Annotated in this window: 18 protein-coding genes; 12 read left to right on the top strand and 6 right to left on the bottom strand. The window is 62.9% G+C overall.

Annotated features, from left to right (window positions below; all coding sequences use genetic code 11):
* Positions 1-173 precede the first annotated feature (173 nt).
* Entirely contained in the window at positions 174-1,187 is a 1,014-nt protein-coding gene (hemB, locus tag PF66_RS19855) for a porphobilinogen synthase (RefSeq protein ID WP_054058486.1), read from the top strand.
* Between the two features lie 18 nt (positions 1,188-1,205).
* Positions 1,206-3,428 carry a polyphosphate kinase 1 gene (gene ppk1, locus PF66_RS19850; protein ID WP_054063606.1) on the top strand — a complete coding sequence of 741 codons (2,223 nt, stop codon included), beginning with the start codon at positions 1,206-1,208 and terminating at the stop codon, positions 3,426-3,428.
* Here ppk1 and ppx read toward each other — a convergent pair.
* A complete protein-coding gene (ppx, locus tag PF66_RS19845) occupies positions 3,415-4,917 on the bottom strand; it encodes an exopolyphosphatase (RefSeq protein ID WP_054058488.1) in 1,503 nt (500 codons plus the stop codon). The genes ppk1 and ppx overlap by 14 nt on opposite strands.
* A gap of 421 nt (positions 4,918-5,338) precedes the next feature.
* Between ppx and PF66_RS19840 the strand changes: the two genes are divergently transcribed.
* The 4 genes from PF66_RS19840 to PF66_RS19825 all read left to right on the top strand — a co-directional run bounded on the left by PF66_RS19840 (position 5,339) and on the right by PF66_RS19825 (position 9,894).
* Positions 5,339-5,992 (top strand): DUF1120 domain-containing protein, encoded by a 654-nt coding sequence (locus PF66_RS19840; protein WP_054063605.1) that lies wholly within the window; start codon positions 5,339-5,341, stop codon positions 5,990-5,992.
* Between the two features lie 141 nt (positions 5,993-6,133).
* Positions 6,134-6,832: a fimbria/pilus chaperone family protein gene (locus PF66_RS19835; RefSeq protein WP_081009887.1), complete on the top strand. Its 699-nt coding sequence runs from the start codon at positions 6,134-6,136 to the stop codon at positions 6,830-6,832.
* A gap of 7 nt (positions 6,833-6,839) precedes the next feature.
* Positions 6,840-9,329 (top strand): fimbria/pilus outer membrane usher protein, encoded by a 2,490-nt coding sequence (locus tag PF66_RS19830; RefSeq protein ID WP_081009886.1) that lies wholly within the window; start codon positions 6,840-6,842, stop codon positions 9,327-9,329.
* Positions 9,330-9,345: 16 nt separating this feature from the next.
* The gene (locus PF66_RS19825) at positions 9,346-9,894 is read left to right on the top strand and encodes a hypothetical protein (RefSeq protein WP_152973059.1); all 549 of its coding nucleotides are present in this window, start codon (positions 9,346-9,348) and stop codon (positions 9,892-9,894) included.
* Positions 9,895-9,900: 6 nt separating this feature from the next.
* On the opposite strand, the gene PF66_RS19820 is transcribed toward PF66_RS19825, so the two are convergent.
* Genes PF66_RS19820 through PF66_RS19805 form a run of 4 tightly spaced genes read right to left on the bottom strand, consistent with a single transcriptional unit; the run spans position 9,901 to position 12,747 of the window.
* Positions 9,901-10,638, bottom strand: coding sequence for an amino acid ABC transporter ATP-binding protein (locus tag PF66_RS19820; protein WP_054058491.1), 738 nt, complete (start codon positions 10,636-10,638; stop codon positions 9,901-9,903).
* Positions 10,625-11,275, bottom strand: a complete 651-nt coding sequence (locus PF66_RS19815; protein WP_081005959.1) for an amino acid ABC transporter permease — start codon at positions 11,273-11,275, stop codon at positions 10,625-10,627. The genes PF66_RS19820 and PF66_RS19815 overlap by 14 nt, the downstream gene beginning before the upstream one ends.
* A complete protein-coding gene (locus PF66_RS19810) occupies positions 11,272-11,937 on the bottom strand; it encodes an amino acid ABC transporter permease (RefSeq protein ID WP_054058493.1) in 666 nt (221 codons plus the stop codon). The genes PF66_RS19815 and PF66_RS19810 overlap by 4 nt, the downstream gene beginning before the upstream one ends.
* Before the next feature lie 24 nt (positions 11,938-11,961).
* Positions 11,962-12,747: a transporter substrate-binding domain-containing protein gene (locus tag PF66_RS19805; protein ID WP_054058494.1), complete on the bottom strand. Its 786-nt coding sequence runs from the start codon at positions 12,745-12,747 to the stop codon at positions 11,962-11,964.
* A 257-nt stretch (positions 12,748-13,004) separates the two neighbouring features.
* Between PF66_RS19805 and PF66_RS19800 the strand changes: the two genes are divergently transcribed.
* From PF66_RS19800 to PF66_RS19780, 5 genes are all read left to right on the top strand, one after another.
* Positions 13,005-13,703, top strand: a complete 699-nt coding sequence (locus PF66_RS19800) for a FadR/GntR family transcriptional regulator (RefSeq protein WP_054058495.1) — start codon at positions 13,005-13,007, stop codon at positions 13,701-13,703.
* Between the two features lie 298 nt (positions 13,704-14,001).
* Positions 14,002-14,343, top strand: a complete 342-nt coding sequence (trxA, locus tag PF66_RS19795) for a thioredoxin TrxA (RefSeq protein WP_054058496.1) — start codon at positions 14,002-14,004, stop codon at positions 14,341-14,343.
* Between the two features lie 234 nt (positions 14,344-14,577).
* Positions 14,578-15,837: a transcription termination factor Rho gene (rho, locus tag PF66_RS19790; RefSeq protein WP_054058497.1), complete on the top strand. Its 1,260-nt coding sequence runs from the start codon at positions 14,578-14,580 to the stop codon at positions 15,835-15,837.
* Positions 15,838-15,988: 151 nt separating this feature from the next.
* Entirely contained in the window at positions 15,989-17,455 is a 1,467-nt protein-coding gene (gene ubiD / locus PF66_RS19785; protein ID WP_054063603.1) for a 4-hydroxy-3-polyprenylbenzoate decarboxylase, read from the top strand.
* A complete protein-coding gene (locus PF66_RS19780; RefSeq protein ID WP_054063602.1) occupies positions 17,455-18,423 on the top strand; it encodes a CDP-6-deoxy-delta-3,4-glucoseen reductase in 969 nt (322 codons plus the stop codon). Before ubiD ends, PF66_RS19780 begins: the two co-directional genes overlap by 1 nt.
* A 131-nt stretch (positions 18,424-18,554) precedes the next feature.
* Here PF66_RS19780 and PF66_RS19775 read toward each other — a convergent pair whose 3' ends face one another.
* The gene (locus tag PF66_RS19775) at positions 18,555-19,037 is read right to left on the bottom strand and encodes a hypothetical protein (RefSeq protein WP_054063601.1); all 483 of its coding nucleotides are present in this window, start codon (positions 19,035-19,037) and stop codon (positions 18,555-18,557) included.
* 302 nt (positions 19,038-19,339) lie between these two features.
* On the opposite strand from PF66_RS19775, the gene PF66_RS19770 reads away from it, so the two are divergent.
* A complete protein-coding gene (locus PF66_RS19770; protein ID WP_054063600.1) occupies positions 19,340-21,742 on the top strand; it encodes a TonB-dependent receptor plug domain-containing protein in 2,403 nt (800 codons plus the stop codon).
* Positions 21,743-21,763 lie beyond the last annotated feature (21 nt).

Genomic DNA, 21,763 nt, shown 5'->3' with positions numbered 1-21,763 from the left:
ACCCTTCGACGACAGAGAGGAAAGTGTCCAAATGTGTCTCGACGTTAACATTTCCTACAAAAGTCGCGACTGCGGCGCCCGGTCGCAGGAGTAAGCACAACTGTCATTCCTTCGTCATAATGGCCGCTTATAACTGCCATGCTCGCCCGCCCGCGCGGGCTCAGGAGTCTGCCGTGAGCTTTACCCCCGCCAATCGCCTGTTTCCCGCCACCCGCCTGCGCCGCAATCGTCGCGACGACTTTTCCCGACGCCTGGTGCGCGAGAATGTTCTGACAGTCGACGACCTGATCCTGCCGGTATTCGTGCTTGATGGCGAGAACCGTCGCGAGGCGGTGGCGTCGATGCCGGGGGTCGAGCGCCTGACCATCGATCTGCTGCTCGAAGAGGCGGCGAAGTGGGTCGAACTGGGGATTCCCGCCCTGGCACTGTTCCCGGTGACGCCGGCCGGGCTCAAGTCGCTGGATGCCAGCGAGGCCTGGAACCCGCAAGGCATCGCCCAGCGCGCCACCCGCGCGTTGCGGGAGCGCTTCCCCGAACTGGGGGTGATTACCGATGTGGCCCTGGACCCGTTCACGACCCACGGCCAGGACGGTATCCTCGACGAGGAAGGCTACGTTCAGAACGACATCACCGTCGACGCTCTGGTGCGCCAGGCGCTGTCCCACGCCGAGGCCGGTGCCCAGGTGGTGGCACCCTCGGACATGATGGACGGTCGGGTCCAGGCGATTCGCGAGGCGCTGGAGCTGGCCGGTCACGTCAACGTGCGGATCATGGCCTACTCGGCGAAATACGCCAGCGCCTACTATGGCCCGTTCCGCGATGCGGTCGGTTCGGCCTCGAACCTGGGCAAGGCGAACAAGGCTTCGTACCAGATGGACCCGGCCAACGGCGACGAAGCCCTGCATGAAGTGGCTGCGGACCTCGCCGAAGGCGCCGACATGGTCATGGTCAAGCCGGGCATGCCGTACCTGGACATCCTTTACCGGGTCAAGAATGAATTCAAGGTGCCGACCTTTGTCTATCAGGTCAGCGGTGAATACGCCATGCACATGGCGGCGATCCAGAATGGCTGGTTGAGTGAAGGGGTCATTCTCGAATCCCTGACCGCCTTTAAACGTGCCGGTGCCGATGGCATCCTGACTTACTTTGCCGTTCGTGCCGCTCAATTGCTACGAGAGCAAAAATAGCCCTCACAGGAACACTCGATGAATACCGAAGGACTCAGCGAAGTTGAAGTAAAAGAAGCTCAACCGGTGGTCGAGCAGATCGTCGAAACCCCGCCGGAACTGGAACCGGCGCCGGTGGTGGCCGAGGCGCCGCATGTGGTGGTGCCGTCGGTGGTGGCGATCCCGAACCTGGATGACAGCAGTCTCTACATCCACCGCGAGCTGTCGCAGCTGCAGTTCAACATCCGCGTGCTGGAGCAGGCGCTGGACGAGTCCTATCCGTTGCTGGAGCGGCTCAAGTTCCTGCTGATCTTCTCCAGCAACCTCGATGAGTTCTTCGAGATCCGTGTCGCCGGGCTGAAGAAGCAGATCACCTTCGCCCGCGAACAGGCCGGCGCCGACGGCCTGCAGCCGCACCAGGCGCTGGCACGCATCAGTGAGCTGGTCCACGGCCAGGTCGATCGCCAGTACGCGATCCTCAACGACATCCTGTTGCCGGAGCTGGAGAAGCACCAGGTCCGCTTCATCCGTCGGCGCTACTGGACCACCAAGCTCAAGACCTGGGTCCGCCGCTATTTCCGCGACGAGATCGCGCCGATCATCACCCCGATCGGCCTCGACCCGACGCACCCCTTCCCGTTGCTGGTGAACAAGAGCCTGAACTTCATCGTCGAGCTCGAGGGTATCGATGCCTTTGGCCGCGACTCCGGTCTGGCGATCATTCCGGCACCGCGCCTGCTGCCGCGGATCATCAAGGTCCCGGAAGACGTCGGTGGCCCTGGCGACAACTATGTATTCCTGTCGTCGATGATCCATGCGCACGCCGATGACCTGTTCCAGGGCATGAAGGTCAAGGGCTGCTACCAGTTCCGCCTGACCCGCAACGCCGACCTGGCGCTGGACTCCGAGGATGTCGAGGACCTGGCCCGCGCCCTGCGCGGCGAACTGTTCTCCCGTCGTTACGGCGATGCCGTACGCCTGGAAGTGGCCGACACCTGCCCGAAACACCTGTCGGACTACCTGCTCAAGCAGTTCAACCTGTCCGAGAACGAGCTGTACCAGGTCAACGGTCCGGTGAACCTGACCCGCCTGTTCAGCATCACCGGCCTGGACAGCCATCCGGAGCTGCAATACACGCCGTTCACCCCGCAGATCCCGAAACTGCTGCAGAACAGCGAGAACATTTTCAGCGTGATCAGCAAGCAGGACATCCTGCTGTTGCATCCGTTCGAGTCCTTTACCCCGGTGGTCGACCTGCTGCGCCAGGCCGCCAAGGACCCGCATGTCCTGGCCGTGCGCCAGACCCTGTACCGCAGCGGTGCCAACTCGGAGATCGTCGACGCCCTGGTGGACGCGGCGCGCAACGGCAAGGAGGTCACCGCGGTGATCGAGTTGCGGGCGCGTTTCGATGAAGAGTCCAACCTGCAACTGGCGAGCCGTCTGCAGGCGGCCGGTGCGGTGGTGATCTACGGTGTGGTCGGCTTCAAGACCCACGCCAAGATGATGCTGATCCTGCGCCGCGAGGCTGGCGAGATCGTTCGTTACGCCCACCTGGGCACCGGTAACTACCACGCCGGCAACGCCCGCCTGTATACCGACTACAGCCTGCTGACTTCCGACGACGCCCTGTGCGAAGACGTTGGCAAACTGTTCAGCCAACTGATCGGCATGGGCAAGACGCTACGCATGAAGAAGCTGCTGCATGCGCCGTTCACCCTGAAGAAGGGCATGCTCGACATGATTGCCCGGGAGACCCAGTTCGCCATCGATGGCAAGCCGGCGCACATCATTGCCAAGTTCAACTCGCTGACCGATCCGAAGATCATCCGTGCGTTGTACAAGGCCAGCCAGTGCGGCGTGCGCATCGACCTGGTGGTGCGTGGCATGTGCTGCCTGCGTCCGGGTATCGCCGGGGTTTCGCACAATATCCATGTGCGTTCGATCATCGGCCGCTTCCTGGAGCACACCCGGGTGTTCTACTTCCTCAACGGCGGCGAGGAGCAGCTGTTCCTGTCCAGTGCCGACTGGATGGAGCGTAACCTCGACAAGCGGGTCGAGACCTGCTTCCCGGTCGAGGGCAAGAAGCTGATCCTGCGGGTCAAGAAAGAGCTGGAAAGCTATCTCACCGATAACACCCACAGCTGGAGCCTGCAGTCGGACGGTCGCTACATCCGTAATACGCCAACCGGCAACCAGAACCCGCGCAGTGCCCAGACGACCCTGCTCGATCGTCTGAGCAGCCCGGTCCTCAGCGTACGTTGAGGGTGATGCTGACTCGGGTCAGCCACTCCGCCTCCAGGGCGAAGTCGGCCTGAGTCAGCTGGTTCTGCTCCAGCCAGCCCTTGGGGAACACCACATCCAGGGTATCGCCGTCGGCGCGCAAGGCGACCTGCGGCATTTCCTGGGTGCCGCGGATGTGATGGAACAGGATCGCGAAGCGCAGCAGCACGCACAGGCGAATCAGCTTGATGCCGTCGTCGCCGAACTCGGCGAACTTGTCCTTGGGAATGTTGCGACGATGCCCGCGAACCAGTAGTGCGAGCATCTGCTGGTCTTCCCGGGAGAAACCGGCCAGGTCGGAGTGCTCGATCAGGTAGGCGCCGTGCTTGTGGTACTGGTAGTGGGCGATGTCCAGGCCGACTTCGTGGACCTTGGCTGCCCAACTGAGCAGCTCGCGCCAGACGCCGTCTTCCAGCTCCCAGTCCTTGGCCACCTGGTCGAAGGCATGCAGTGCCTTGCGCTCGACGCGCACCACCTGTTCCTGGTCGACGTGGTAACGCTCCATCAGCGAGGTGAGGGTGCGTTCGCGCACGTCTTCATGGTGGTGGCGGCCCAGCAGGTCATAGAGCACGCCTTCGCGCAGGGCGCCGTCGCAGTGGTCCATGCGCTGCAGGTCGAGGGAGTCGAAGATCGCTTCGAGAATCGCCAGGCCGGCAGGGAAGATGGCGCGGCGGTCCGGCTTGATCCCTTCGAAATCGATCTTCTCGATTTCGCCGAGCTTGAACAGCTTGCGCTTGAGCCAGGCCAGGCCTTCGGCATTCACCTCGCCGTTGCCCTGGCCACCGGCCTTGAGGGCCAGGCCGATGGCGCGGATGGTCCCGGACGAACCGATCGCCTCGTCCCAGGTCAGGCGGTGCAGGGCGTGTTCGATGCTCATGATCTCCAGGCGCGCCGCGGTGTAGGCCTGGGCGTAGCGGGCCGGGGTGATCTTGCCGTCGCGGAAGTAGCGCTGGGTGTAGCTGACGCAACCCATCTGCAGGCTTTCGCGCAGCAGCGGTTCGAAGCGTTGGCCGATGATGAATTCGGTACTGCCGCCGCCGATGTCGGCGACCAGGCGCTTGCCCGGGGTGTCGGCGAGGGTGTGGGAGACGCCGAGGTAGATCAGGCGGGCCTCTTCGCGACCGGAGATGACCTCCACCGGGTGGCCGAGAATCTTTTCGGCGCGGTGGATGAATTCGGCGCGGTTGCGTGCCTCGCGCAGGGCGTTGGTGCCGACGATCCGTACGGCGCCCAGGGGCATGCCGTTGATCAGTTGGGCGAAGCGCTTCAGGCAGTCGAGCCCGCGTTGCATCGATTCTTCGCTGAGTTTGCGCTCTTCATCGATGCCGGCGGCCAGCTGAACCTTTTCGCCGAGCCGCTCCATGATCCGGATTTCACCGTTCTGGGCCTTGGCCACGACCATGTGGAAGCTGTTCGAGCCCAGGTCGATAGCGGCGATCAGGGAAAGATTCTTGGCTTGGGAATGGGGCATGGTTGAAGGATCTCGGTCGATAACCCCTCCATCGTGCCACGATCAGGCTCTGACGCCAACGTAGGGCGCCCGGGAGCAGCCGGTCAGGGTCGGTTGCGGGGTGGGTGGAACATCATTGCGTCAATTTTCCTACATGAATATGTCACATTCATTACTTGTTTGGCATGGTCAAGGTGACACCGATATCCAAGGCATCCGATTCCGCCTGTTCTTTATTCAACTAACCGATTGCGAACGCTCCGGTTTTTCTGGCGTGGATCAATAGGGAAACTAGCGCCCGGCAATCTTGCCTTGGTGTCAGTTATTTAATTGTTGCTGGCTGTAGAGACTGAAGTGTCCTGGGTGCAGTGGGGTTTCGGTTAAAACAGACGGCCTTGAATAACTCATGCCCGCTAAAAACAGAATGACATGGAGGGGGAAAATGAAGTTGTTATCCAAGTTGACGCTCGGCGCCCTGCTGGTTGCAGTCGGAGGTTATGCCAGTGCCGCTGACCTGCTGGTGACAGGCACGATCATCCCGCCGGCTTGCACGTTGACCCTGCAGAACGGCGGTATTGTCGACTACAGGAAGATTGATGGCGGCTCCCTGAAACCGGACAACTATACGCGCCTGGAGGCCAAGAGCGTGCCGTTCCTGGTCAAGTGCGAGGGTGGCACCCGGGTGGGCGTGAAGACCATCGACAACCGCGCCGGCAGCAAGGTCCCGGGTATCGTGCAGGCGTCCATCAATCCGGGCTACGACGACATCTACAACTATGGCCTGGGCACGACGTCGGGTGGCCAGCGGATCGGCGGCTATGCGTTGATCATCAAGAAGTCCTTGGCCAACTTCCCGTTGGTCAACACCATAGTGTCGGGTAACAACGGACTGAACTGGAAGCGTGGCGACGGTGCCCTGGGCCAGTATCAGAACATCATGTCCTGGAGTGGTTTCATGGCCACTCATCCCGCTTCGGTGGAACGGGTCAGTGGCGTACTGGAAGTTCAGGCGGTCATCAACAAGACTTCCGAGCTTGATATAAAAGAAGCAGTAAGCCTGGACGGTTCGGCAACCCTGGAACTGCGCTATCTCTGAATAACTTGGATTCAAATGGCAACTAACCAGTAGAGAAGAAGCCGGCACGCAAGTGTGTGCCGGCCATCTCGTCATGTCTGTATCAAACGGATCTTAATATATGTTCGCCAGGGAGCGTGTCACTTGGAGACCATGCCTCGTATGCCCTATTTTGCCGGTGCGTTGTTCTTTCTTCTGGGTGTGTTATGGGGGAACGCCCGGGCCGATGGTGTGCAACCGGAAACCACGGTGGTCATTCTCCATGAGGAGGAGGGTCAGGCCAGTATCCATGTGCGCAATACCGAGAGCGGCACGGTCCTGCTGAATTCGGCGATCGAGTCCATTCCCGAGGACCTTGAGGCGCTGGTGGTGGTGGCGCAGCCGGTCTCCCGGCTCGACGGCGGCGAGACGCAGGTGGTGACCTTTCTTGCCATCAACGACCAACCGCTCAAGACCCAGCGCCTGAAGCGGGTCACCTTCGAGGGCATACCGCAGCGCAAGTCCGCGGACGGCGCCACGGTAGGCATCAACCTGCGCCAGAACCTGCCGCTGATCCTGCATCCCAGAGGCTTGGCACGTAATGGCGAGCCCTGGAAGGCGTTGACGTGGCACCAGCGCGGATCCAGGCTGCTGGTACGTAATGACAGCCCTTATGTCGTGCGCCTGGCGCCGGAGCTCCAGCTCAACCCGCACAAGACCAGCGTGATGCTGGGCCGCAGTTACGTGCTGCCGGGGGAGATGCTTGAGATCGAAATGGACCCGGCGCTGCCGACGAGTACGTCGGTCACTCTGCAGCCGGCAACGGTCTACGGATTTGCGGTAGCCAGCTACGAAGCACCGATTCTTGCCGAAGCACTGTGATGCTTGCATGAGAGCGCCTGAGCGACGAGCCGGTGAGGGCCACGGCCGATGCCTGCCGATTTCCAGGTCGGCCCAGTGGCTGATCAGGGGACTGGGGCTGGTCTTGCTGGGGTTTGGCGAGCCTGTCTCGGCCCAGAAGAAGGAGGAGGCCGCCGAGGTGGAGTTCGACTTGTCGGTGCTCTCCGGACGCGGTATCGATCCCGCAGTTGCTGATTATTTCCGCTTGGCACCGCGCTTTCGCGAAGGGCAGCAGGTGGTGAATCTGGAGCTCAACGGCGATTCGCTGGGCCTTGCCAAGCTCCATTTCGACCAGGAGGGTCAGTTGTGTTTCACCACGGCGTTGCTGGACAAGGCCGGCTTGAAGCCGACCGCCACCACTGCCGGCAGGGTGCTTGACCAGGACTGCCATGACTTCTTGCAGGCATATCCGCAGGCCCGGGTTTCCCTGCGACCCCATCGCGAGGAGGTGGCCCTGCTGGTGCCGACCCAGGCCCTGCGCGGCCAGCGGCTCGACGAGGGTGCCTACAGCCGTGGCGGTACGGCGGCCTTGCTCAATTACGAGGTGTTGGCGGTCGACACCCGTTCGCAGCAGCGGACCGAACGTTTTCTTTCGGCGGCGACCGAGGCAGGGTTCAATGCAGGCGACTGGGTCGTACGTAGTCGCCAGTTGCATGTCGCCCACGATGGGAAACGGCAAACGGAGCATCTGTATGCCTACGCGCAACGGGACCTGAACGCCTGGCAGACAACGTTCCAGGCCGGCCAGATCAGCAGTGCAGGGCCGATATTCGCCGGTGTCCCACTCTCCGGTGTGCAGTTCATGCCCGGCGGTTCGTTGGTGGGTCGGGCCGGGCATGGCGTGGTGGTCCGGGGCGTGGCGTTCGATTCATCGCGCGTGGAGGTTCGCCAGTCCGGCGTATTGATCCATACCACCCTGGTCCCCCAGGGGCCCTTCAGCCTGGCCGGTCTGCCGTTGCTCGGCGACAGCGTCGACCTGGAGGTCCGGGTCATCGGCGAGACGGGCGGCGAACAGCGTTTTGTCGTACCTGCGGCATCCTTCCCGGGGGCCGCGTCGGTCCCGCCGGGTTACCACCTGGCCCTGGGGCGGCTGCGCGAGGGCGATGGCGACGGTGCGGATGAGCCATTGCTGGCGACCGGTAGCGGCACCTGGGGGCTAGGCCGATTCGGCTCGTTGAGCAGCGGGCTGTTGGCCAGCGACGACTATCGTGCCACCGGTTGGGCGTTCGACAGCCGAGTCTGGGAGCGGGTCGGCCTGGGTTTGCGCAGCACCCTGTCCCAGACGACCCGGCACTCCCTGACAGGGCGGCAGGACAGCCTCTCGCTGAGCAGCCCATTCGTGGCGGATATCGACCTGAGCCTGAGTGCTACCCTGCGCACTGCCGGTTATCGCGATCTGTTCGAGGTGCACAGTGCAGATCGCAATAATGATTCCAGCCTGCGCCTCAGGCGACAGTACACCACTGCACTCGGCTGGTCGGATGCGCAACTGGGCGGTTTCAGCCCGGGCTACTCGCGCAACCTGATGTTCGATGGGCGTTCGTCCCAGCGCCTGCATGGGCTCTGGAGCAGGGACTACCGGTATGCCAGCGTCAACCTGAGCGTCGACTCCAGTGTCGGGCCACGCGAGGGGCGTCATGCGTCGGACCCGGGGCTGGGGATGCGCCTGGGCGTCAGCATCCCGTTGGGTGGGGATCGGCGGATTGGTTCCTACGTCAGTCGTCGCGGCGACCGGCTCAATGTCGGTGGCGATTACCGTGAGCGGGTCAGCGACACCCTGAGCTACGACCTGGGGCTGGAGCGCGATCTCGACAACCGGCAGCAGCTCACCAGGGCCAACCTCAGTCTGCTGCCGCGCTACACCCAGGTAGGGCTGGGGGCGACGCGCAACCCTTCCGGCACCCGTTACAGCGGGCAGTTGTCCGGAGGCGTCGCCCTGCATGGGGGAGGGCTGACGTTCTCGCCCTACGCCATCCAGGAAACCTTCGGGGTGGCCTCGGTGGGTGAGCTGTCCGGCATCCGCCTGGCCACGCCGCAAGGCCCGGTCTGGACCGATTTCAGCGGGCAGGCGGTGCTGCCCGGCCTGTCGGCCTATCGGGAGAGCCAGGTGGAAGTCGACAGCCGCTCGTTGCCGCGGCGTGTCGACCTGATCAATGGGGTGAAGCGTCTGGAGGCCGGGCGCGGGTCGTTCAACCGGGTTGATTTCTCGGTGGTCAGTGCCCGCCGGCTGCTGCTCAAGGTCACCGACGAAAATGCCGAACCGCTGCGTCAGGGAGCATTGGTGTCCAGCGTCGAGGGCGGGCTGCTCACCACGGTCGTCGGCGAAGGCATGGTTTTCCTGAATGATGCCGAGGCTGGGCAGCGACTGAGTATCCGCCTGGCCGAGCATACCCACTGCGTCCTGACTGTCGAACTGGCCGAAGCCGTCGACAACGACAGGCCCTACGAAACGGCCACGGCGGTTTGCCGGGCGATCTGATCCAGAGGACACCGTCATGACTTCTTGCGCCAGCAGCATCCTGCGCCGTTGTTGCCTTGCTCTTGCCTTGTGTTCGTTACCCGTTGCCGCCCATGACTGCACGTTGTCCCTGAGCCAGGCGCAGATTGATCTCGGCTCGCTGCGCCTGGGGAGTCTGCCAATCCAGCCCGGGCAGTCCGAGTTGTCGCTGGGTCTTCGCCGACTGAGCCTGACGATCGTCTGCCCCCGGCCCACGGCCATGCTGTTGCGTTTCGAAGGGGCCGCGGCGGGGCCGCAGGCCTACCGTCTGGCTCGGGGCTACTTCACCGTCGGCCTGGGCAACGCCCGGCTGGATGGCGAGCCCGTCAGCCTGGCGGTGGAGGGCCGCCCGGAAGAGCACGGGGCCGATTGGCTGATGGCCCCAGGCCGGACTGTGCGAGTGCTGGCGCAAGGGCTGCCGGCCAAGGGGCGGTTTTTCTCGGCGCAGGTCGAGGTCGAACCGCGCCTGCCCCTGGCCATGAGCCGAGTCGGCGACGAGACTGAAATCCAAGGCCGCGGGCGTTTCGAACTGGTGCCGGGCGAATGAGCGGTCTCAGGCGGGGGCTTCCACGCTGCCGATGAAGTTCGCCAGCTCCGCGGTCTGCGGATTGGCGAACAGCACCTTGGGGTCACCGACCTCATGAACCTTGCCCTGGTGCATGAACACCAGTTTGTCGCCGACTTCCCGGGCGAAGCGCATTTCATGGGTGACCATGATCAGGGTCATGCCGTCCCTCGCCAATTGGCGCACCACGCTGAGCACTTCATTGACCAGCTCCGGGTCCAGCGCCGAGGTGATCTCGTCGCACAGCAGCACTTTCGGCGACATCGCCAGGGCCCGGGCAATCGCCACCCGCTGTTGCTGGCCGCCGGAGAGACGATCCGGGAAGGCATCGAACTTGTCGCCCAGGCCGACCCGTTCGAGCATCTGCCGTGCGAGTTCGGCCGCCTTGGCTTTGGGAACCTTCTGTACCACCTGCGGGGCGAGCATGACGTTTTCGCCCACACTCAGGTGCGGGAACAGGTTGAACTGCTGGAACACCATGCCGACCTTCTGCCGTAGGCTGCGCAGGTCGGCACGGGCCGCATCGAGGTATTCGCCGTCGACCTCGATCACGCCGTCGTTGATCGATTCCAGGCCGTTGAGGGTGCGCAGCAGGGTGCTCTTGCCCGAGCCGCTGCGGCCGATAATCGCCACCACCTGGCCTTGCTCGACACTCAGGTCGATGCCCTTGAGCACATGATGGTCGCCGTAGTACTTGTGCAGGGCGGAAATTCTAAGAAGCGACATGCAGTCTCCTTTCCAGGTAGCGCGCACTGAGGGACAAGGGGTAGCAGAGGAGGAAATAGCCGACGGCCACCAGGCCGTAGACCATGAAGGGTTCGAAGGTGGCGTTGGCGAGCATGCCGCCGGTCTTGGTCAGTTCGGTGAAGCCGATGATCGAGGTCACCGCGGTGCCCTTGATCACCTGCACCGAAAAGCCCACGGTCGGTGCGATGGCGATGCGCAGGGCCTGCGGCAGGATCACGTGGCGCAGTTGTTCGTAGCGGTTGAGCGCCAGGCTGGCCGAGGCCTCCCACTGGCCGCGGGCGATGGATTCGACGCAGCCGCGCCAGATCTCCGCCAGATAGGCGCCGGTGAACAGGGTCAGGGCGATGGCGGCCGCCAGCCAGGGCGAGATGTCCACCCCGAGCAGGGCCACGCCGAAAAACACCATGAACAGCTGCATCAGCAGCGGCGTGCCCTGGAACAGTTCGATATAGGCGCGGGCCAGGCCGCGCAGCAGGGGCTTTTCGGCAATGCGCAGCACCATCACCAGCAGGCCGAGCAGGCCGCCGCCGAGGAAGGCCACCAGCGACAGCACCAGGGTCCACTGCAATCCGCTCAGCAGGTTGTTGAGGATGTCCCAGAACGTGAAATCCATCAGCGACTCCTCGCCAGGTAGCGCCGTCCCAGCCAGTTGAGCAACTGGCGGATCAGCAGGGCCATGCCCAGGTAGATCAGGGTGGTCAGGGCATAGGTTTCAAAGGCGCGGAAGTTGCGCGACTGGATGAAGTTGGCGGCGAAGCTCAATTCCTCGGTGGCGATCTGCGAGCACACCGCCGAGCCAAGCATGACGATGATGATCTGGCTGCTCAGGGCCGGCCAGACCTTGCCCAGCGCCGGGCGCAAGACCACATGGCGGAAGGCCTCGAAGCGGCTCATGGCCAGGGCCGCGGCGGCTTCCAGCTGCCCGCGGGGAATCGCCTCGATGCCGGCGCGGATGATCTCGGTGCTGTAGGCGCCGAGGTTGATCACCATCGCCAGCACCGCCGCCTGCCACTCGGAAATCTGCAGTCCCAGGGACGGCAGGCCGAAGAAGATGAAGAACAGTTGCACCAGGAACGGCGTGTTGCGGATCAGTTCCACATACACCCCGAACAGGGCCGAGAACGGCTGGATCTTCCAGGCACGCACGGCTGCGCCGAGAATGCCGAGACCGACTCCCAGCAGGGTGCCGATGGCAGTCAGCTCCAGCGTGAACAGGGCGCCGCGCAGCAGCAGGTCGGCGTTGTGCAACACCGGCAGAAAGTCGAACTGATAAGCCATGGAGCGGGCCTCGGGAAAACCGGATCAGAGATCGGCGGGCAACGGTTGCTTGAGCCATTGCTGGGCGTTCCTGTCCAGGCTGCCATCGGCCTTGGCGGCGCTCAGGATCTGGTTCACCTTGTCCAGCAAGGCCGGCTCGTTCTTGTTCACGCCGACATAGACCGGGGAGTCCTTGAGCTTCACCTTCATCGCCGGCACCCGTTTCGGGTTGCGTTCGGAAATGGCCACCATCACCACGTTGCCGCTGGCGATCAGGTCGACCTGGCCGGCGAGGTAGGCGGCGATGGTCGAGTTGTTGTCCTCGAAGCGCTTGATCGTCACGCCCTGGGGCGCCACGGCGGTCAGTTCGATATCCTCGATGGCGCCACGGGTGACGCTGATGGTCTTGCCCTTGAGGTCATCCAGGCCATTGATCGCGGCTTCGGGCGGGCCGAACACCGCGAGGTAGAAGGGCGCGTAGGCCCGGGAGAAGTCGATGACCTTTTCCCGCTCGGCGTTCTTGCCGAGGCTGGAGATCACCAGGTCGACCTTGCCGGTGGTGAGGAACGGGATGCGGTTGGTGCTGTTGACCGGGGTCAGTTCCAGCTTGACCTTGAGCTGGTCGGCCAGCAGTTTCGCGGTGTCGATGTCCAGGCCGCGGGGTTTCATGTCCGGCCCGACCGAGCCGAAGGGCGGGAAGTCCTGAGGCACGGCGACCTTGAGTGTGCCACGGGCGACGACATCGTCCAGGCCATTGGCATGGGCGACTGCCTGGCCCAGCATCAGGCTGGCGAAGAGGGCGGCGAGCAGGGCGTTGAAGCCTTTGGTCATGGCGGATCTCCGAATGCGAAAAGGGGAGGGTTACGGTTCGATATGCATTGCACAGCCCATGCCATACCGTGCGAAAAGCCCTGTATTCCGGGCCTCGTCAGGGTTTTCATGGTCTTACTGGTCTGAACAGTTGCTATTCTTTTCGCACCGTTATCGCGCATGGGTCATGGGGCGCGAACCAGTGCTGGGCGTGACTTGCCGCCCGCCTGTAATAGCTTTACAACTAGCGCTTTATCGGACCTTCCAGCCTGGGCACCATGAACTCGATTTCCCGCGCCGTACCTGAAGTGGCGCTGCAAGCCATTCGTAAATTGATCAGCGAGGAGGGCTACGGCCCGGGCGACGCCCTGCCCTCGCAGCGTGACCTGGCGCAGCGCCTGGGGATCAGCCGGGCGTCGCTACGCGAGGCACTGTCGTCCCTGAGTGCGCTGGGGGTGATCAGCGTGCAGCCGGGCAAGGGGGTGTTCGTCCAGGCGCAGGGGCAGGCGCCGTCCGGCAGCGGGCTGGCCTGGCCGTTCGCGGCCCAGGCTTCGGCCGAGGACATTTTCCAGTTGCGCTATGCCCTCGAAGGGTTTGCCGCCGGGCTGGCGGCGGTCACGCTGACGGCGGATGAGCTGGATATCCTGCAGGACAATGTCGACGCCATGCGTGCCGAGCTGCTCGCCGGGGACTTCGAGGCTGCCGCCCGGCTGGATTTCGACTTTCACCGGCGGATCCTCCTGGCCAGCGGCAACCAGGCCATGGTCGGCATTCTCAGTGCCACGGCCGAATTGTTCCTGGAGAGCCAGAAACTGCCGTTCATCCGGGCCGAACGGGCCATGGAAACCTGGCAGGAGCACCGCAAGATCCTCCGGGCTTTGGCCCGGCATGCGGCGGGGCCGGCGCAGAAGGCCATGCAGGAGCATGTGCGCAATGCGGCGCTGCGCACCGGGATCGCTTTCGTCACGCCGGCCTGATTCTGCGTTGCACGGAGCGGGGCATCGGCCCCACAGTGTGCACACGGGATTTTTGTAGTCACCCGTACCTTGTGAGAGCAGGATCCATCGGCGAAAGCGCCGGTACAATCACCGCCACCCCTGGGCTTTCTTGACCGCTTGTCGGCTGTGAGTCCAGGACAGTTGGCTCCCACGGATTGGGTGATACTCAAACTCATGGAGTACCATAGTTAGACTCAATCATCTGCGGCTTCCTGTACGTAGGAAGGGCGGCTATGATGGGCAACGTTTTTTTGGGTTTACCACTGCGGAGAATTCCATGAGCAGCCATCATCACCACCACCTTATCAAGCACGTCACCGACGCGTCCTTCGAAGCAGACGTCCTGAAGGCCGAAGGCCCTGTGCTGGTTGACTACTGGGCTGAGTGGTGCGGTCCTTGCAAAATGATCGCTCCGGTCCTGGACGATATCGCCGCTCACTTTGAGGGCAAGCTGACCGTCGCCAAGCTGAACATCGACGAAAACCAGGATACTCCGGGCAAGCACGGTGTGCGTGGTATCCCGACCCTGATGCTGTTCAAGAACGGCCAGGTCGAGGCGACCAAGGTCGGCGCCCTGTCGAAGTCGCAGTTGCAGGCTTTCCTCGACGCGCACCTCTGATCGTCGTTAAAAGGCCCCGCAAATAGCGGGGCTTTTTCGTTGTTTGGGGCTAGACTCTGTGAAATGCAGGTGTTACATTCGGCCCCGCACTGGTTTCGCCATTGCCCCCTGCTAGCCGTCGCCGACGCTCTCCTTTTCGAACAAGTACGCGATCCTGTCGCCTTCTCTGCGGCGCGGCCTCATTAAGCCAAAAGCTTAATTTCCCCCCTCCATAAATGATTACGTCATTCCTATATGAATCTGACTGAACTCAAGCAAAAGCCGATTACCGAACTGCTCGAATTGGCCGAACAGATGGGCATAGAGAACATGGCCCGTTCGCGCAAGCAGGATGTGATTTTCTCCCTGCTGAAAAAGCACGCGAAAAGCGGTGAGGAAATCTCCGGTGATGGCGTGCTGGAGATCCTCCAGGACGGCTTCGGCTTCCTTCGTTCTTCCGACGCGTCCTACCTGGCCGGCCCTGACGACATCTACGTGTCGCCGAGCCAGATCCGTCGTTTCAACTTGCGCACCGGTGACACCATCGTTGGCAAGATCCGCCCTCCAAAGGAAGGCGAGCGTTATTTCGCCCTGCTCAAGGTCGACACGATCAACTACGATCGTCCGGAAAACGCCAAGAACAAGATCCTGTTCGAAAACCTGACGCCGCTGTTCCCCAACGAGCGCCTGAAGATGGAAGCCGGCAACGGTTCCACCGAAGACCTCACCGGCCGCGTCATCGACCTCTGCGCCCCGATCGGCAAGGGCCAGCGTGGCCTGATCGTCGCCCCGCCGAAAGCGGGCAAGACCATCATGCTGCAGAACATCGCGGCCAACATCACCCGTAACAACCCCGAGTGCCACCTGATCGTCCTGCTGATCGACGAGCGTCCGGAAGAAGTGACCGAGATGCAGCGCACCGTACGGGGTGAAGTGGTTGCCTCGACCTTCGACGAACCGCCGACCCGTCACGTGCAGGTTGCCGAGATGGTCATCGAGAAGGCCAAGCGCCTGGTCGAGCACAAGAAGGACGTGGTGATCCTGCTGGACTCCATCACCCGTCTGGCCCGCGCCTACAACACCGTGATCCCGAGCTCCGGCAAGGTCCTGACCGGTGGTGTCGATGCCCACGCCCTGGAAAAACCGAAGCGTTTCTTCGGTGCCGCGCGTAACATCGAGGAAGGCGGTTCGCTGACCATCATCGCCACCGCGCTGGTCGAAACCGGCTCGAAGATGGATGAAGTGATCTACGAAGAGTTCAAGGGTACCGGTAACATGGAACTGCCCCTGGACCGCAAGATCGCCGAAAAACGCGTGTTCCCGGCCATCAACATCAACCGTTCCGGTACTCGCCGCGAAGAGTTGCTGACGGCCGACGACGAGCTGCAGCGCATGTGGATCCTGCGCAAGCTGCTGCATCCGATGGATGAAGTGGCGGCCATCGAGTTCCTGGTCGACAAGCTGAAAACGACCAAGACCAACGATGAGTTCTTCCTGTCGATGAAGCGCAAGTAAGTCGAACAGAGCAGAAAAGCCGGGGAAACCCGGCTTTTTGCTGTCTGGACGCGGCGCGGACCGTGCCAGGGCAAGTGTTCGCTTGCACGATATCGGGGCGAACCGGGTACACTGCCCACCCCGAACGCCACGGACCCTACGAGGCTCACGCATGCAGTATCGCGACTTGCGCGACTTTATCAGCGGCCTGGAACAGCGCGGTGAACTCAAGCGCATCCAGGTTCCGGTGTCCCCCATTCTGGAAATGACCGAGGTCTGCGACCGCACCCTGCGGGCCAAGGGCCCGGCGCTGCTGTTCGAAAAACCCAGCGGTTTCGATATCCCGGTGCTCGGCAACCTGTTCGGTACCCCGGAGCGGGTCGCCCTGGGCATGGGGGCCGACGATGTCGGCGAACTGCGGGAAATCGGCAAGCTGCTGGCCTTCCTCAAGGAGCCGGAGCCGCCCAAGGGGCTCAAGGACGCCTGGTCCAAACTGCCGATCTTCCGCAAGATCATTGCCATGGCGCCCAAGGTGGTCAAGGACGCGCCCTGCCAGGAGATCGTCCTCGAGGGTGACGACGTCGACCTCGGCAAGCTGCCGGTGCAGCACTGCTGGCCAGGCGACGTGGCGCCGCTGATCACCTGGGGCCTGACGGTCACCAAGGGGCCGAACAAGGATCGCCAGAACCTCGGCATCTACCGCCAGCAGGTGATCGCCCGCAACAAGGTGATCATGCGCTGGCTCAGCCACCGTGGCGGGGCGCTGGATTATCGCGAATGGTGCGAGAAGCATCCGGGCCAGCCGTTCCCGGTCTCGGTGGCGCTCGGGGCGGACCCGGCGACCATTCTCGGCGCGGTCACGCCGGTGCCGGACAGCCTGTCCGAGTACGCCTTCGCCGGCCTGCTGCGGGGCAACCGCACCGAACTGGTGAAGTGCCGGGGCAATGATCTGCAGGTCCCGGCCACCGCGGAAATCGTTCTCGAAGGCGTGATCCACCCGGGCGAAATGGCCCCGGAAGGCCCGTATGGCGACCACACCGGCTACTACAACGAGGTCGACGACTTCCCGGTGTTCACCGTCGAGCGCATCACCCACCGGATCAAGCCGATCTACCACAGCACCTACACCGGGCGACCACCGGATGAGCCGGCGATCCTCGGAGTGGCACTGAACGAGGTGTTCGTGCCGATCCTGCAGAAGCAGTTCCCGGAAATCACCGACTTCTACCTGCCGCCCGAGGGCTGCTCGTACCGCATGGCGGTAGTGACCATGAAGAAGTCCTACCCTGGCCATGCCAAGCGCGTGATGCTGGGTGTCTGGTCGTTTTTGCGACAGTTCATGTACACCAAGTTCGTTATCGTCACCGACGACGATATCAATGCCCGGGACTGGAACGATGTGATCTGGGCCATCACCACGCGCATGGACCCCAAGCGCGACACGGTGATGATCGACAACACTCCGATCGACTACCTCGACTTCGCCTCGCCGGTTTCCGGCCTGGGTTCGAAGATGGGGCTGGATGCCACCCACAAGTGGCCCGGCGAAACCACGCGCGAGTGGGGCCGGGTGATCGTCAAGGATGAAGCCGTGACCCGGCGGATCGATGCCATCTGGAATCAGTTAGGAATAGATTGATGCGTGTGACCTTGCAGCCCTCCGGAGCCGTGCTGGAGATACGACCCGGCGAGCGGATTCTCGATGGTGCCCGGCGGCTGGGCTATGACTGCCCGCAGAGTTGCCGCAATGGCAATTGTCACGTCTGCGCGGCGTTGCTGGTGGAAGGCCGGGTCGCGCAGGCGGGCGCTGTCCGTGACCATGGCGAGTTCTACACTTGTATCGCCGAGCCCCTGGAAGATTGCGTGGTGCTTTGGGATGGTGTCCTGGCCCTGGGAGAGTTGCCGGTGCGTAGCCTGGCGTGTCAGTTGACCGAATGCGTCGAGATCGGCGGCGATGTCTGGCGGGTTCGCCTGCGGGCGCCGGCGGGCAAGCCGCCGCGTTATCACGCCGGGCAGTACCTGATGATCGAGCGTGACAACGGCGAGAAATCGGCGTTTTCCCTGGCCTCGGCGCCACACTCCGGGCGTGACCTGGAACTGCATGTGCTGGTGCGCGAAGCCAGTGCGCGCCGGTTGATCGAGCAGTTGCAGCGCAACGGCATGGCGCGGGTCGAACTGCCGTTCGGCGATACCCACCTGGCCGAACTGCCGAATGCGCCGCTGGTGCTGATCGCCGCCGGGACCGGCATGGCGCAGATGCACAGCCTGATCGAGCACTGCCGTTCACGCGGGTTCGAACACCCGGTGCACCTGTACTGGGGGGTGCGGCGGCCCGAGGACTTCTATGAGCTGGAACACTGGGACGAGTGGCAGAAGCTGCCGAATCTGTTCCTGCACAAGGTGGTCAGCGACCTGTGCGGCTGGGTAGGGCGCTGCGGCATGCTGCACGAGGCGGTCTGCGAGGACATTGCCGACCTGTCGAGCGTGCGGGTCTATGCCAGCGGCTCGCCAGCAATGATCTACGCAACGCTGGATGCCCTGGTCGAGGCGGGGATGGATGCGCACCAGATGCGGGCGGATGTCTTCGCCTACGCGCCGAGGTCCTGATTGGCGATGGCCTGTTCGCGGATAAATCCTGCTCCCACCAGCGCTCGCGTCGTGCATGAATTCTGCGAGCGACGCTGACACTGTGGTAGCCGGATTCATCCGCGAACAGAGTCAGCACTCTCCACCCATGATCAGAACCTGACCCCCGTGGTGATCATCGCCGCATTGAACCCCAGCAGCACCAGTTCGGCCGCCACCGGCCCGTAGTAGGTGCCCACCGACGGAATCAGCACCGGTGCCACGCCCAGGCGGTTCAGCGGAATCTTGTCGCGGTACTCGCCGCGATAGCCCTGCAGCAACCCACCCGTCACCTTCGCGTACAACGGATAACGCGCACTGTCGAAGCGCTGCCCGACATAGCCGTAGTACGAGCGCTGGCTGAACGAGTTGCGAAAAGTCGCCGCGCCGTACAGCCATCCCGACCCGTCATGACGTTCCAGGCCAAGCAGGTCCTGATGATTGTTGTGTTCGGGAGCGGGTGAATAGTGCCGGGAGTACAGACTGGTCTGGGCATACCAGAAGCCCTTCTCTGCGGCGGACTCCTGGGCGGCGAGCACGGCGCTGGCCGTCCCCAGCGAGAGGACAAGCACTGCGGCGAACATCGATCGATTCATGGGGCTGACCTCTCTGGGACGTGGTTATTCGAGAAGTTGGCCGTTATACGGAGCCTGACCCTGGCTCGTCAGCTCTTGCTATCTGAAAGGTCTGTAGGGTTTTTTACTAATGCAGTGTTTAGCTTATCCATATTCGATTCTGATATTTAATTTATTTATTACATATCATTAGGCTATATGTCATCGGACTACCGGCCTGTATCAGCCAATCATCAACACAATGACCGACACCGTTCGCCACACGGACCGATCGTGCGAACTCGGGGCATGAAGCCCCGACTTTGGATTCCAAGGGGAGCGGTATGGGGAGCAACACGCAACACCGGCTGTACTCGGCGATTTTGTCCGCTCATTTGCTGACCGCCGCAGGCGCGCTGACTTTCACCCAGGCGGCCGCCGCCGATTCGAATGACACCACGGCCGATGCGCCGAAACTCGATACCGTTATTGTCACCGGTACCCGCGCCCAGGAGCGCACGGCCAGCGGTTCGCTGTCGCCCATCGACGTGATCAGCGGCGACAGCCTGCGCAGCAGCGGCTCGGATGAGCTGGGCACGGTGCTGGCGCGGCTGATTCCCTCCATCAACTTCCCGCGCCCGTCGCTGGTGGATGGCGCCGAGCTGGTGCGCCCGGCGCAACTGCGCGGGCTGTCGCCGGACCAGGTACTGGTGCTGGTCAACGGCAAGCGTCGGCACACCAGTGCCTTCGTCAATCTCGGTGGTGCGGTGGGGCGTGGCTCGGCACCGGCCGACCTGAATGCGATTCCGATTTCGGCGGTCGACCATATCGAGGTGCTGCGTGACGGCGCCTCGGCCCGCTACGGCTCCGATGCGATTGCCGGGGTGATCAACGTGATCCTCAAGAGCGCCGACCACGGCGGCTCTGTTTCCAGCAAGTTCGGCGAGTACAAGAAGGGCGACGGCATTCACCGTCAGCTCGACGGCAACAGCGGCTTCACCCTGGGCGACAATGGCTTCTTCAACCTTTCCGGTGAGGGTTCCGACAACGACTACACCAACCGTGCCGGCAAGGACTACCGCCCGGCCAGCGTCGGTTCGACGACTTATGGCCAGCAGGTGTTCCGCCAGGGCGAGCCGGCCACCAACGAGGGCAAGGTGCAGTTCAACTCCGCCTACAGCTTCAACGAGGCCGCCGAGTTCTACGGCTTTGGCGGCTACAGCAAGCGTCGGGGCGAAACCGCGGCGTTCTACCGGGCGAGCAACGCCTCGAACAACATTCCGGCGATCTTCCCCAACGGTTACCTGCCGCTGATCCACGGCAATCTCGAGGACACCTCGCTGGTGCTTGGCCTGCGCGGCCTGCTGGCGGACGACTGGCACTACGACCTGTCGGTCAACTACGGCAAGAACGAGTACGAACTGCGCACGGAAACCATCAACACCTCGCTGGGCCTGAACACGCCGCGCAAGTTCGACAACGGCACCCTGAGCAACGACCAGCGCCAGCTGAACTTCGACCTGTCGCGAGAGTTCAACCTCGGCTGGCTGCCCTATCCGGTGTCGCTGGCGCTGGGCGCCGAATACCTGCGCCAGGGCTACCAGATCAGCGCCGGCCAGCCCGAGTCCTACTACCAGAGCGGCAGTTCCGGCCTGGGTGGTTTTCGCGCCGCGGATGCCGGCAGTTACTCGCGGCACAACTTCGCCCAGTACCTGGACCTGGAGACCCACTTCACCGAGAAGCTCAGCGCCTCGGCGGCGGTGCGCCATGAGGACTACAGCGATTTCGGCTCGAACGTCAGTGGCTCGCTGTCGGCGCGCTACGATTTCACCCCGCAGGTGGCGGTCCGCGGCAGTATTTCCAACGGCTTCCGGGCGCCGTCCCTGGCCCAGCAGAACTTCACCTACACCTCGTCGCAGCTGATCGGGTCGACCGTCCAGGAAGCCGGCACCTTCGCCGCCAACAGCCAGGTGGCGCGCCTGCTCGGGGCCGAGGACCTGAAGGCGGAGAAATCGCGCAACTACAGCCTCGGCCTGGTACTGGAGCCGGCGGACAACCTGACGGTGACGGCCGACTTCTACCGGATCGACATCCGTGACCGCATCAGCCTCTCGTCCAACCTGGTGCTGAACAACGCCGCGATCAACTACCTGCAGGCCAACGGTGTCGGCAACATCAACTACACCAGCGCGCGTTACTTCACCAACGCCACCAATACCAGCACCAACGGCATCGACCTGGTGGCCAACTATCGTTACCTGCTGGATAACGGTGCGCGCTGGAACAGCACCCTGGGCTACAACTACAACCGGACCAAGGTCACCGATGTGAAGGACAACCCGGCGATCCTCAATCAGTTGGGGGTCAACCTGGTGCGGGTGGATCGTCGCGAACGGCTCGGCCTGCTCGGCGACACCACGCCACGGCACAAGCTGACCTTCGGCAACGACCTGAGCTTCGGCAACTGGGTGCTGCACAGCAATCTGACTCGCTATGGCTCGTTCACCAGCTACCAGGCCGACGCGATCAACGACCAGACCTTCAAGGCGGCCTGGCTGCTGGACCTGGCGGCGGACTACAAGCTCAAGCAGTGGACCTTCACCTTGGGCGGTGACAACGTCACCGACAAGTACCCGGAAAGGCTCAGTGCCTTCGCCAACAGCGGCGGCAACCTGGCCTATAGCACTTATTCGCCGTACGGTTACAGCGGCGCGTTTTATTACGGTAAAGTGACTTACAACTGGTAACTATCGAGGAGCCCCACGCGA

Origin of the sequence: Pseudomonas asplenii, assembly GCF_001293465.1 — a bacterium.
GTDB lineage: Bacteria > Pseudomonadota > Gammaproteobacteria > Pseudomonadales > Pseudomonadaceae > Aquipseudomonas > Aquipseudomonas fuscovaginae_B.
This window is presented reverse-complemented; position numbering and strand designations above follow the sequence as displayed.